General features: G+C 52.6%; 13 protein-coding genes. 5 read left to right on the top strand and 8 right to left on the bottom strand.

Features of this window, described 5'->3' with window-relative positions:
* Positions 1-29 precede the first annotated feature (29 nt).
* From FH871_RS29765 to FH871_RS29740, 6 genes are all read right to left on the bottom strand, one after another.
* Positions 30-272, bottom strand: coding sequence for a hypothetical protein (locus FH871_RS29765; RefSeq protein ID WP_138994994.1), 243 nt, complete (start codon positions 270-272; stop codon positions 30-32).
* Between the two features lie 93 nt (positions 273-365).
* Positions 366-1,898, bottom strand: coding sequence for a glutamate--tRNA ligase (gene gltX, locus FH871_RS29760; protein WP_138994993.1), 1,533 nt, complete (start codon positions 1,896-1,898; stop codon positions 366-368).
* 118 nt (positions 1,899-2,016) lie between these two features.
* On the bottom strand, positions 2,017-2,388 hold the full coding sequence (locus FH871_RS29755; protein ID WP_138994992.1) for a Rid family detoxifying hydrolase: 372 nt from the start codon (positions 2,386-2,388) through the stop codon (positions 2,017-2,019).
* Between the two features lie 122 nt (positions 2,389-2,510).
* Complete coding sequence (gene glmS / locus FH871_RS29750; protein WP_138994991.1) at positions 2,511-4,364, bottom strand: glutamine--fructose-6-phosphate transaminase (isomerizing); 1,854 nt, start codon at positions 4,362-4,364, stop codon at positions 2,511-2,513.
* 208 nt (positions 4,365-4,572) lie between these two features.
* On the bottom strand, positions 4,573-5,913 hold the full coding sequence (locus FH871_RS29745) for a DUF4270 family protein (RefSeq protein WP_171062996.1): 1,341 nt from the start codon (positions 5,911-5,913) through the stop codon (positions 4,573-4,575).
* A gap of 40 nt (positions 5,914-5,953) precedes the next feature.
* A complete protein-coding gene (locus tag FH871_RS29740) occupies positions 5,954-6,763 on the bottom strand; it encodes a glycogen/starch synthase (RefSeq protein ID WP_114406819.1) in 810 nt (269 codons plus the stop codon).
* Positions 6,764-6,963: 200 nt separating this feature from the next.
* Between FH871_RS29740 and panC the strand changes: the two genes are divergently transcribed.
* The 5 genes from panC (at position 6,964) to FH871_RS29715 (ending at position 10,862) form a co-directional block, all read left to right on the top strand.
* Positions 6,964-7,806, top strand: coding sequence for a pantoate--beta-alanine ligase (panC, locus tag FH871_RS29735; protein ID WP_138994989.1), 843 nt, complete (start codon positions 6,964-6,966; stop codon positions 7,804-7,806).
* Between the two features lie 114 nt (positions 7,807-7,920).
* Positions 7,921-8,268, top strand: a complete 348-nt coding sequence (gene panD / locus FH871_RS29730; RefSeq protein WP_138994988.1) for an aspartate 1-decarboxylase — start codon at positions 7,921-7,923, stop codon at positions 8,266-8,268.
* Between the two features lie 116 nt (positions 8,269-8,384).
* On the top strand, positions 8,385-9,404 hold the full coding sequence (locus tag FH871_RS29725; protein ID WP_138994987.1) for a lysylphosphatidylglycerol synthase transmembrane domain-containing protein: 1,020 nt from the start codon (positions 8,385-8,387) through the stop codon (positions 9,402-9,404).
* A 134-nt stretch (positions 9,405-9,538) separates the two neighbouring features.
* Positions 9,539-10,027, top strand: a complete 489-nt coding sequence (gene rfaE2 / locus FH871_RS29720) for a D-glycero-beta-D-manno-heptose 1-phosphate adenylyltransferase (protein WP_138994986.1) — start codon at positions 9,539-9,541, stop codon at positions 10,025-10,027.
* A 148-nt stretch (positions 10,028-10,175) separates the two neighbouring features.
* Complete coding sequence (locus tag FH871_RS29715; protein WP_171062995.1) at positions 10,176-10,862, top strand: zinc metallopeptidase; 687 nt, start codon at positions 10,176-10,178, stop codon at positions 10,860-10,862.
* Between the two features lie 281 nt (positions 10,863-11,143).
* Here FH871_RS29715 and FH871_RS29710 read toward each other — a convergent pair whose 3' ends face one another.
* Both FH871_RS29710 and FH871_RS29705 read right to left on the bottom strand, forming a co-directional pair.
* Complete coding sequence (locus FH871_RS29710) at positions 11,144-12,811, bottom strand: amino acid permease (protein ID WP_138994985.1); 1,668 nt, start codon at positions 12,809-12,811, stop codon at positions 11,144-11,146.
* An 11-nt stretch (positions 12,812-12,822) separates the two neighbouring features.
* Entirely contained in the window at positions 12,823-13,266 is a 444-nt protein-coding gene (locus FH871_RS29705) for a lysozyme inhibitor LprI family protein (RefSeq protein ID WP_171062994.1), read from the bottom strand.
* Positions 13,267-13,306: the final 40 nt, after the last annotated feature.

The raw sequence follows: 13,306 nt of genomic DNA, 5'->3' as shown, positions 1-13,306 counted from the left end.
ACGGATTGTACCTGGACTGCTGTACGTACCTATTCCTCCTCTCCATTTTCATACTCCTCCCCGTCGCCCTTCTCACCGTCTTTCAGGTCTTTCCGGTTCCGGAGTTTTTTATCATCGACGGTTTTGTTCAGAAACGCGTTGATCTTGTCAATATCGTAGCTGTTCGTAATCTCGCCGAACGTATTGATCTTGATGTCAAAACCTTCCAGTTCTTTGTGAACCCGCGGTTTTTCGTTCGGCTGGTCTTCGGGTTTCGTGACTTTCTTCGCCATTTGGGAATTAAGAGTTATGAGTTAAGAATGAAGAGTTAAAAGTGAAGAGATGGACCGAACGCGTCAGCCAACTCATAACTCTTAACTCATAATTCATAACTCTGTTAAGGCTTTCTGCAACCGGTCAATCGCGTCCTGTTTGCCGATAATTTCCAGCGTCATCATCAGGTCCGGTCCGGCTCCGACGCCGGTGATGGCCAGCCGGAGTGCCTGCATGATTTTGCCCTGTTTAACACCGGCTGCGGCTGTTGCAGCCGCCAGCGTAGTTTTCGCCAGATCAACCGTCAGCGGTTCCTCAACCGAAGTTAATGCATCTTTCAATGCGGTCAAAGCCCGAACCGCTTCATCGTTCCATTTGGCCGCGACAATGGCCGGATCGTACTGCTGCGGTTCCCGGAAAAAGATCGCCGACTCGGCATAAATCTCACGGGCAAAGTTGACGCGTTCTTTCAACAAACCCGCTATTTTGGCCGCTTTCTCCGGTGTACAGTCAATCCCGTCGGCGGCCGCATGAGTTACAATGGCTTCGGCCAGTTCCTCGTTCGGTTGCTGCCGCAGATATTCGTGGTTGAACCACTTCGCTTTCTGAATATCGAACCGCGCCCCGGCTTTGTTGATCTGCTCCAGACTGAAAGCCTGAATCAGTTCGTCCATCGTAAACATTTCCTGCTCCGTGCCGGGATTCCAGCCCAGAAACGCCAGAAAATTGACCAGGGCTTCGGGCAAATACCCGTCTTCGCGGAAACCACGGGCGACAGTATCGGAAAACGGATCTTTCCACTCAAGCGGGAAAACCGGAAAACCGCCCAGATCGGCGTCCCGCTTACTGAGTTTGCCATTGCCGTCGGGCTTCAGCAAAAGCGGCAGGTGGGCAAACTGCGGCATCGTACTTTCCCAGCCTAAAAACCGGTACAACAGCACGTGCAGCGGAGCCGACGGCAACCACTCTTCGCCCCGAATGACGTGCGTAATGCCCATTAAATGATCGTCTACGATGTTGGCGAGGTGATAGGTCGGCATGCCATCCGATTTCAGCAATACTTTGTCATCGATCTGCGACGAATGCACCACCACCCAGCCCCGAATCAGGTCGTTCAGTCGAACATCTTCCTTGCGCGGCACTTTCAGCCGGATCACGTACGGACTGCCCGATTCCATCAAGGCGGTGACTTCCTCCGGTTTGAGCGTCAGGGAGTTTTTCATCTGAAGCCGCGTGATGGAATTGTACTGAGCCGCCGGGGCGTTGGCTTCTTCCATCCGTTTGCGCATCGCATCCAGTTCTTCGGATGTGTCGAAGGCATAATAGGCTTTGCCTTCCGACACGAGTCGTTCGGCGTATTCACGGTAAATGGCTTTGCGCTCCGACTGGCGATAGGGCGCATGAGGACCACCAGCGGTTAATCCTTCATCAATTTCAATACCGACCCATTTCAGGGCTTCGACAATGTATTCTTCGGCACCGGGGACAAAGCGGTTTTGGTCCGTGTCCTCGATGCGGAGCAGCATTTTGCCGCCATGTTTGCGGGCAAACAGGTAATTATACAGGGCAGTTCGCACACCCCCAATGTGAAGCGGCCCGGTTGGGCTGGGCGCAAAACGAACGCGTATTTCAGTTGATTCAGGCATTTTTAGAAAGACTTTTTCACCAGATGGGTCGGCAAAAGTCGGTAGTCAAACTCTGCTAACCTCTTTTTTCCTCCGCTTAACCGCACGGGCGGCCCCGTCTGCGAAATAGTTATGGTACTTATTTAACTGCAATGACGGATATTTCTACATTGACATCTTTTGGCAAACGCGCCACTTCCACCGTCTCACGGGCGGGTGGATCGGTCGTAAAAAAGCTGCCGTATACCTCGTTGATGGCCCCGAAGTTGTTGAGGTCCTTGACAAAGATGGTGGCCTTCACGACGTTCTCGAACGTGAGTTCGGCTACCTTCAAAATCGCACCGATGTTTTCCATCACCTTGCGGGTTTCGGCCTGGATATCACCGGACGAAGCGACATCGAGGGCAATCTGGCCGGAAACATAGAGCGTTTCGTTCACCATAACCGCCTGGTTGTAAGGACCAATGGGCGCGGGTGCATCGGGGGAGAATATGATTTTTTTCGTTGACATACGAATTGGGGGATTTTATGCAAATCGGGCTGCAAGTTAGCAATCAAATTCATCGAATGGTAAATAAAAAAGTCCGATACGGTTTTGAAAACCGTATCGGACCCTGCTTTTTCGTGTTTTTGTTACTCCACCGTCACCGACTTCGCCAGATTGCGCGGCTGGTCGACGTTGCGGCCCCGCATCACGGCGATGTAATACGACAGCAGTTGCAACGGGATCACCGAAACCAGCGGCATCAGGATGTCGTGAACGTTCGGAATTTCGATGACAAAATCGACCATCTCCCGAATTTGCGTATCGCCCTCGGTTACCACGGCAATCACGCGGCCCTTGCGGGCTTTCACTTCCTGAATGTTCGAGACGACTTTCTCGTAGGAACTGTCCTTGGTCGCAATCACCACCACCGGCATGTCCTCGTCGATGAGCGCAATCGGGCCGTGTTTCATTTCGGCGGCCGGATAACCTTCGGCGTGGATGTACGAGATTTCTTTCAGTTTTAGCGCCCCTTCCAGTGCCACGGGGAAATTCAGCCCCCGACCCAGGTAAATGAAATTCTTGGCATACGTGAAAATATACGCGATTTCCTTCACCTTCTCAGCGTTTTGCAGCACCTTGTCGACCAGCGCGGGAATGCGCTCCAGTTCGGCCAGCAACTGGCGGAAAAGCGTTTCCGAAATCGTGCCTTTCTTTTGAGCCGCAGCAATGGCCATAAGCGTCAAAACCGTTACCTGGGCCGTGAACGCCTTCGTGCTGGCCACCCCGATTTCCGGTCCGGCGTGGGTGTAGGCCCCCGCGTGCGTAGCCCGTGCAATGGACGACCCTACCACGTTGCAAACGCCAAAAATGGTCGCTCCTTTCGACTTCGCCAGTTCGATGGCCGCCAGCGTATCCGCCGTCTCGCCCGACTGCGAAATCGCAATCACAATATCCCGTTCGGCGATGATCGGGTTGCGGTAGCGAAACTCCGACGCGTATTCCACCTCGACCGGAATGCGGGCCAGTTCTTCAAAAATATACTCAGCCACCAGTCCGGCATGCCAGGACGTTCCGCAGCCGACAATCACAATTCGCTTCGAAGCCGCCAGTTGATCCAGGTAATCGCGCAAACCGCCGAGTTGCAGATGCCCGTCGTCGGCCCGCACCCGACCGCGCATGCTGTCGGCAATGGAACGGGGCTGCTCGAAGATCTCTTTCAGCATGAAATGCTCAAAACCGCCTTTTTCGATGGCTTCCAGTTCCATTTCCACCTTCTGAATGTACGGCGTCGTCTGCGTGTTGTCGAGGTTGATCACCTTCAGTTCCCCGGCGCGAACGACAGCAATTTCGAGATCGTTCAGGTAGATGACATCTTTGGTGTATTCAATGATCGGCGTGGCATCCGACGCAAAAAAATACTCGCTCTCCCCTACTCCAATCACCAGCGGACTGCCTTTCCGGGCGGCAATGAGTTGCGTTGGGTCCTCTTCCGAAATGATGACGATGGCGTAGGCCCCTACCACTTCCAGCAAGGCCTGCCGGACGGCTTCCTCCAGCGACGAACCGGTTTCTTTCCGAATGTCTTCAATGAACTGAATCAGCACTTCCGAATCCGTTTCGGAGCGAAAAATGTGGCCTTTCCGAATCAGGTTTTGCCTGATTGTCGCGTAATTTTCAATAATCCCGTTGTGGATAATCGCCAGCTTCCGGTCGTGCGACTCGTGCGGGTGGGCATTCACGTCGTTCGGTGCCCCGTGGGTGGCCCAGCGGGTGTGTCCGATCCCGATTTTGGCATGCAACGCCTTGCCCGCCAGTTCGTGCTCCAGATCAACCACTTTTCCTTTTTTCTTGTATACCTTCAATCCCGACGATCCGGGCGATTCAACGTCGAGCAGGGCGATTCCAGCACTGTCATATCCCCGGTATTCCAGTCGTTTCAAACCTTTCAGAACCAACGGAGCCGCATCGCGATGACCGACGTAGGCGACAATTCCACACATAGGCTTTAAAATTTAAATGGTGTTGTACAAACTACTTTTTAAAATATTTAAGAAAGTGATCTTCCATTCCTAAATTGTTGACAAAACCGCCCTTCTTTCTGGGAAAGATACCCATAAAACCGCTGATTAACGCGATTTATAACCGGAAAGTACAGAAACAAAAAAGCCAGCTCCTGAAAGAAGCTGGCTCTGTTTTTTTCGTCTACGTTTACGGCGTGTACGTATAAAACACCACCAGTTTAGCATTCATCGGTGCGTTTAAGATGGCTCCGTTTAACTGGTTGTTGAGGTAAGGTTGAGCCAGAAAACTCGGCGCTCCCGTCGTTTGACTGGTCGTAACCAATGAGGTGTTGGTGGCCGGTAACAACGCTAAACCGTTGTTGGCCTGAAAACCCACCAGAATGGCCTGCAAATACGTCGTAACGTCAAACGTGTAAGTCTTTTGACGGCTGCTGTAGCCGACAATTTGCGGATAATACCATTTATTGGCCGTCTGAAACGTGCCCGACTGGGTCTGGAGCAAGTGTAGCAACCGGGTGCCGGTACTGACTTCCGGCGTGTACAAAAGTCGGTTGTTGGCATCGGTCTGGGCCAGCGTCATAACCGAAGGAACGGGACCACCGGGGCTGCTTCCTTTCACGAAAAAGCTCAGTTCAGCCCGGTTGATGGCAATCCGTCCACTTTCTTTTTTCAGGTTCTCAATGGTCGGAAAATTCACTTTCGTTGTCACACCGGCGGCACTTTGAACAAACATTTCACCACCCGTATCGGCTCCTGTCAGCGATTTCGTGAGGCTCAAGCCCGCCAGTTTCGTTCCCGAACGATCAACCTTGACCTGACTGAAGGAGGGCAAACCCGCCGTCGTGAAAAAGTCGATGCTCAGTACTTTGGTTGTATCCGCCGATTTGTGGTAATACAACTCGATAAACATGTTGTTGGAAAACCCGAAAACCGTCGTGTTGGTAGCACCCGGAACCACGGCAATGCCTTTGAACACTTTCCGGAAATCGGTCTGAACGATGCCGGAACCTTTGGAAAGCTCCAGCAACTCACGACCCAGTGCATCAGGCAGACGGGCATAACCGGCTCCTCCGACGGCGGTTGGTGTCAGCTTGATTTTGGCCAGCGGTTCGGCGGCATACGCGACTGACGACGCATTGGTGTACCGTTTGGTCGAATCCAGATCCTCCGTCAGCCGGTGAACCATAATCTCCTGCGCCCGGGTCGTATCGCCGTATACATACGAATAACCGACCAGTACGCGCAGGGAATCGTAGACGATTTCACCTTCGGTTTTGAAACTGCCGCCTTCGACATACAACTGCCCGAACGTTTTGGCAACGACTTTGCCAAAAACCGGGTCGGTATATTGCCCCACCAGCAACCGGCTGTTGCGGTCGGTGACGACCGAGTCGAGCAGAATGGTGGACGTTTTGACGGTCAGTGTGTCGGTATACAGCACGCCAATGGCCGTGGGTGGTGCCAGACCAATGTCTTTCGGCTCTTCGCAGGCCACCAACGCCGACACCAGCGCGAGCATTCCGGCCATCAGACTGAGTTGTACCGTGCTAACGGCTTGGCGGCCCCGGTTAGCCCGCCAGTTCCGTATAAAGGTTGTAGTATTGATCAGCAACTTCCTGGCCTTCTTCGGCGAGTTCAAATTTCTTGTCGGACAAATCATTCAAAATAGTATTTAAACTCTCGCTATAATCTTCGTCGGCTTTTACAACCACATCGGCATAGGTACATCCCATCCGGATAAAACCGTCATAATCAGCCGATTTTAGATATTTCAACATGTCTTCATCCACATCCATGGCCTTGGCTTTTTCAACCAGACCATCGTCGAAACGGTACGAAAACGAGTTGTTGTAGACCGAGAATACCGACTTGGTATCCTTAAACATGGGGTCGTTTTTGTAGGTTGTTTTCAGATACAGCGGAATCAGGGCCGTCATCCAGTCATTGCAGTGGACGATGTCGGGTGACCAGCCTAATTTCTTCACGGTCTCCAGAACGCCTTTGCAGAAGAAAATAGTCCGCTCGTCGTTGTCTTCGTAGAATCGGTCATCCTTGTCAAGAAAAACGTGTTTACGCTGGAAATAGTCTTCATTGTCAATAAAATACACCTGAAGCTTGGCATTGGGAATGGAGGCCACCTTGATAATCAGCGGCTTTTCTTCATCGCCCACCGTAATATTGATACCCGATAAACGGACCACCTCGTGTAGCCGGTTCTTTCGCTCGTTGATCAGCCCGAAACGTGGCACCAGGATGCGAATTTCCATGCCGCGTTCCTGCATCGCCTGCGGCAGTTTCCGAACAAAATCGGCTACCGCTGAAGTCTGGAGGAAAGGGTTGATTTCACTGGCAACGTAGAGAATCCGAAGTTTGCTCATAACACGATTGGGGGGCTTTAGTGAAATACACCGCCGTAGCGGAACAAATTAAAAATCTGCAAAATTATACAATTTTTTCTGGTATTTCAATAGAATTCCGCCAGAAAAACTCCTGTTTTGTCAACATAAACCGCTCGTCGCCGAATTCCCGCTTCGGCCGAATCCGGCGGCTGACCAACTCAATTTCTTAAAAAGTCACTATGCAACTCTACGAAACCATCGCCGGTATACGGCAAGCACTTGATTCTCAACGCCGGAACGGTCACTCCATCGGACTAGTCCCCACGATGGGCGCGCTGCATGCAGGACATATGACCCTGGTCGACGCCTGTAAAGCCCAGAATGACCTCACGGTTTGCAGCATCTTCGTCAATCCGACGCAGTTCAACAACGCCGACGACCTCGCCCGGTATCCGCACACGCTCGAAGCCGACTGTCAACTGCTGGAAGAAGCCGGTTGTGATCTGGTTTTTGCGCCGTCAGTAGACGAAATATACCCGACCAATCCCCTGATGAAACTGAATTTTGGCGAACTCGAAACCGTGCTGGAAGGGGCCTTCCGGCCGGGGCATTTCAACGGCGTCGGCATTGTGGTTTCCAAACTGTTCAACATCATCCAGCCCAGCCGGGCGTATTTCGGTCAGAAAGACCTGCAACAGGTGGCGGTGGTGAAACGGCTGATCCGCGATCTGGGTTTTCAACTGGAACTGGTGCGGATGCCCATCGTGCGGGAAGACGACGGCCTGGCGATGTCGTCGCGTAACCGCAACCTGTCGCCCGCCGAACGGCAGGAAGCCCCCGTTCTCTTCCAGGCATTGACCCAGGCGCAGGACATTTTGCGCAACGACGGGACGCTCGAAACCGCCAAAACCGCCGTAGAAGGCTATTTACAAAACCATCCCGCTTTCCGGCTGGAGTATTTCGAGATTGCCAATGCCGACACGCTCCAGCCCGTTGAACAACTCCAGGCACCGGGCGCAACGGCCTTGTGCATTGCCGCACATCTGGGAAAAACCCGGCTGATCGACAACCTGATCCTGTGACAAACCGGCGGCTGAACTAACTCTTTTCGCGGGCTGTTTTTGCGGTAACTGCTTCGGGTGGACGGTTTTTCACTACTTTTGATCGTCCGTTTGAACCGGGCAGTCACTACAACTATGTTTATTACCGTAATGAAATCCAAGATCCACCGGGTCCGGGTAACGCAGGCTGAACTGAATTATGTCGGCAGCATTACCATCGACGAGGATCTGATGGATGCGGCCGGATTGCTTGAAAATGAGCAGGTGCATATTGTCAACAACAACAATGGCGAACGTTTGGTCACCTACGTGATCAAGGGAGAACGCGGTTCCGGCATTATTTGCCTCAACGGGGCAGCCGCCCGGCGCGCGCAGGTCGGCGACATCATCATCATCATTGCCTACGGCATGATGACCACCGATGAAGCCAAATCCTACAAACCGCTGGTGGTTTTTCCCGACAACAATAACCGATTAGTTTAAATTTGAATGGTTGTGCTGGCTGGATGGTTACGTATGGTTGAATGGCTCACTCTAATTTTACCCATTCAACCATACGTAACCATCCAGCCAGCACAACCATAAAAACCATTTAGCCCTTGAAAAACATTTTAAAATACGGCATTTCGCTCAGCATTGCCGCCGGATTGCTCTGGTACGTATTCAAGGACATCGACCGGGCGGCCATGTTCGACGCGTTCAGCAAAGCCGACTACACCTGGATTGCGGTGTCGGGTGTGCTGACGGTGGTGGCCCACTGGAGCCGGGCTTATCGATGGGGTCTGCTGCTGGAACCGGTGGTGGGCTATCGGCCCGCGATTGTCAACACGACCCTGGGCGTTCTGACCGGTTATTTTGCCAATCTGGTGGTTCCGCGCATGGGCGAAGTCACCCGCTGCGGGACGCTCAACCGGCTGGAAGGTGTTCCCGTCAACGTCAGTTTCGGCACCGTTGTGGCCGAGCGGATTATCGACGTCGTAGTACTGTTTTTCCTCCTCGGTGCCACCTTTCTGATCGAATTCAACCGGCTCAGCACCTTCCTGATGGACTTTTTCGCATCCAAGTTCAACATGGCCGGTGTGCGCGACAACACCTGGTTGCTGGTCATTCTGGCTGGCTGTCTGCTCGGGTTTGCGGTGATGATCTGGTTTTTCTACACCCGCTATAAGGAAGTGCTCCGCCAGAAACCTTTCTACCAGCGCGTTGAAAAGTTCGTGGTCGGCCTGCTCGAAGGCTTGCTGAGTGTCCGCAAGTTGAAAAACCCCTGGGCATTCATTTTTCACACGGTGTTGATCTGGACAATGTACTATTTCATGTCGTTCGTGCTGTTTTCGGCCATGCCCCAAACCGCCGATCTGGGCTGGCGCGCGGGGCTGACGATTCTGATCATGGGTGCGTTGGGAATGGCCGCTCCCGTTCAGGGCGGTGCCGGAACGTTCAACATTCTGGTTGGGGCCGCATTGGCGCTTTACGGGATCAGTAACCAGGACGGGGCCACGCTGGCCACGCTGATGCTGTTTACACAGTGGTTCTACGTCGTGGTGCTGGGCGCACTGAGCTTCCTGATTGTGATGCTGAAAGGCCGAAATCCGCAACAGGTAGTCGGGGCGGAGTCGTGATAAAATAAAGGATGGATAGATGGTTTTTATGGTTAAAAATGGTTGTTTAAAAACAAGCCATTCAACCATTATAACCATCTTAACCACAAAAACCATTCAACCATCATAACCATCCTTCAACCATTTAAAGTAATATGACCGAATCCAAAATCCTCAGCCGGGATCAGGCCGTTGCCTTAGCCGAACAGTGGCACGCTGAGGGTCAGCGGCTGGTTTTCACGAATGGCTGTTTCGATATTTTGCACCTGGGTCATGTCGATTACCTGGAAAAAGCCCGTCAATTCGGCGACAAACTGATTCTGGGATTAAATACCGATGCGTCCGTCAGTTGCATCAAAGGGCCACTGCGCCCCGTTGTCAACGAATACGCCCGTGCCCGGCTGATGGCTTCACTGGCGTTTGTCGATGCGGTCGTTCTTTTCGGTGAGTCCACACCGCTTGACTTGATTCAGGCGTTGAAACCGGATGTGCTGGTCAAAGGCGACGACTACACCGTCAGTGCCATTGTGGGTGCCGATTTTGTGCTTGAAAATGGCGGCCAGGTGCAAACCATTCCGCTCGTGGCGGGTTATTCAACCACGGCGCTGATTGGAAAAATCCGCAACGCTTACCCGGAAGGATGATTTTCCCAAAACCGGGATCAACGGTTGCCCGACTGGATGAACAATGAACTGTTTTTTTAGTGATATTTGTTAGGTTAGTATAGTGATCCACACTACCGTTTAACCATGTACTCTTAATCGTACCGGCGACCCCGGTCTTTGTTGAATTATGCCTGGAATCTGGATTATTTTCATCATTTTCGCTCTCCTGAGTGCCGGTATCAGCTGGCGTCTGCGGAGCAAGTTTAACGAGTATTCGCAAATCGGACTGAGCAACGGTCTGAGCGGCAAGGAGATTGCCGAGCGGATGCTCCACGAAAACAACATTTTCGACGTTCGCGTCCTCTCGGTGGAAGGAATGCTGACCGACCACTATAACCCGCAGGACAAAACCGTCAACCTGAGCGCCGACGTCTATTACGGGCGAAGCGTATCGGCTGCGGCTGTGGCTGCCCACGAATGCGGTCACGCCGTGCAACACGCGACGGCCTACGGTCCGCTTAAATTCCGTTCGGCGATGGTGCCGTTCCTGACGGTTTCGTCGAGTTATCTGCAATGGATCATCCTGATTGGTATTTTACTGATCAACACCACCATCATTCCGCTGGCGGTTGGCGTGGCTCTGTTTGCCGTGACGACGCTGTTCAGTTTTGTCACGCTGCCCGTCGAGTTCGACGCCAGCCGCCGGGCTCTGGCCTGGGTGCAAAGCCGGAACATCGTTAACCAACGGGAATACGGTTTTGCCAAAGATGCCCTCTGGTGGGCGGCTATGACCTACGTGGTAGCCGCACTCGGTTCACTGGCCACACTGCTGTATTACGCCAGTCTGCTGATGGGCGGTCGCCGGAGCGACTAACGTTCAGTGTTGCTTATGCCAAAAGGGGTACCACGGAAAATAGCGTGGTACCCCTTTTGGCATAATGGCCCCGTTCACTGCTATAAAAAAGCCCATAAGGAGACCCTATAGGCTTTCTGCATTATTGCGAGATGTAATGATTAATTTCAATTGGAAACCGCCTAAACCATTAACAGACCGCAACGATTTCCGGGTCACAAGATAATATTAAATTTTATTGCCTGTACAATCAATTCATAAATTATTGCATTATTTTTCTATTCAAAGTTTAAAACCGCCCGTTACGAAGCGGCTTCGACAGCCAGTTTGCTTTTACGGTAACCGTACGAAAAGTAAATGACCAGACCGATGACCAGCCAGACTACGAAAATGGCCCAGTTGCTGATGCCCAGTTCGGTCATCAAATAGAGGTTGGTCAAGATGCCCAAAACCGGGAGAAGGGAAAAATTATACCGAAACGAGAGTACGGCAAGCAGCGCCCAGGTAAACCAGAAAAACGCCAGCAACGGTTTTTCCTGAATCCCGCTCAGCAGACCACCCGCGCGCAAAACCAGAAACATCGCCACAACCAGCGCTAGGCCGATGATGTATTTGCCGTTGATGTAAGGCACTTTGAATTTCGAATGCTTGGAAAGGTCTTTGGCGTCCAGAAACAGAATACCGGCGCAGACCAGGATAAAGGCGAAGAAGGTCCCGACGCTCGTGAGGTCGATGAAAAACTGCATATCCAGAAACAGCGACGGAATGGCGACCAGAAAACCGGTTACGATGGTGGCGAACGAGGGCGTCCGGTAGCGCGGATGAATTTTCGAGAAACGCGGCCACAGCAAACCATCGCGGCTCATGGTCATCCAGATGCGGGGCTGGCCCAGTTGATACACCAGCAAGGCGCTGGTGATGGCAACAACGGCACTAACCGAAATCACCCCCGCAATCGCGTCGAGCCCCACTTTCTGAAACACATACGCCAGCGGATCATCGACGCCCAGTTCTTTATAATTCACCATACCGGTCAATACCAGCGTAATCAACACGTACAGAACCGTACAGATAATTAAACAGTAGATCATCGCACGGGGTAAATCACGCTGCGGATTTTTGCACTCTTCCGCCGTGGTCGAAATGGAATCGAAACCAATGAAGGCAAAAAATACCGAAGCCACTCCGCTCAACACCCCCGCAACCCCATTGGGTGCAAAAGGTGACCAGTTCGCCGGTTTTACGTAAAAGGCACCAGCGGCAATGACCAGACCGATGACGGCCAGTTTCAGAACCACCAGCAGATTACTGGCGGCCCGGGATTCCTTGATGCCGACGTAAACCAGAGCCGTGATCAAAACCGTGACAAAACCAGCGGGCAAATCGGCAATGAATTTCAAACTTCCGAGTGCCGGAGCATCCTGAAAAGCCTGCGCGAGTTCCCGCGTATTTTCGGGCAGACTGGCGGGGGCAGCACTGGCCTGCACGAGCGCGTAGGCTTTGGCCGCCGAGCCGTAATCCGTGGCCCAGTACGATGGAAAATGGACCCCGAACCCTTCGAGCATCGACGTGAAATATTCGGACCACGAAATGGCCACGACCATGTTGCTGACGGCATATTCCAGAATGAGCGCCCAGCCAATGATCCAGGCGAAAATCTCCCCAAACGACACGTACGCGTAGGTGTACGCACTGCCGCTGACCGGCACGGTGGAGGCAAACTGGGCGTAACTGAGGGCCGTAAAAACACAGGCAATAGCCGTAAAGACGAACAGCAGCGAAACCGCCGGCCCGCCATTGACACTGGCCCGCCCGATGGTGCTGAAAATACCAGCACCAATGATGGCCGCGATTCCAAACGAAGTCAGATCGCGGACGCCCAGCACCTTGTTCATGTGTGACGCATGCCCCTCGCCCACATCGGCGATGGCTTTTACAACCGATTTTTTCCGGAATACAGAGTCACTCATAAGGCTGGCGTCTATTGTCTAAGTTTGCGTTCGGCTACTAATTCTTTTAATTCGGTAATCCGGCTCAGGGTGGTGGCTTCCTTGCAGTTGGCAATGACCATCAGCAGTGCGGAGCCGCCTTCGTACATTTTTTCGTAAATTTTGCAGTGCGCATCGCGGTAAACGATCCACTGCCGCTGGGCTTCCATCACGATGGCCTTCTCATCTTTCGAAACCAGTCCGATCAACTGTTTGTAAACCGCATTCAATTCGTGATCTGCTTTCTGAAACCGCATCTGGGCGCATAAATTCAGATCCGTCTGCGTTTGGGCGTTCTCACAGTTGGTAAAAACCTCCGGCGGATGGCTGAGAATATCGATGTGTTCCAGTGCGGGACTTTGGGTCGCCGGTCGCTGCGCCCAGGTACTGATGGCCATCAGGCAACCCACTACCATGCCGATGTGCTTTGTTCTCATTGCAGTTGTTTCAACCCGTTTCAGGCTGAACGGAAGGCTA

This window comes from Larkinella sp. C7 (assembly GCF_006149005.1).
GTDB lineage: Bacteria > Bacteroidota > Bacteroidia > Cytophagales > Spirosomataceae > Larkinella.
This window is presented reverse-complemented; position numbering and strand designations above follow the sequence as displayed.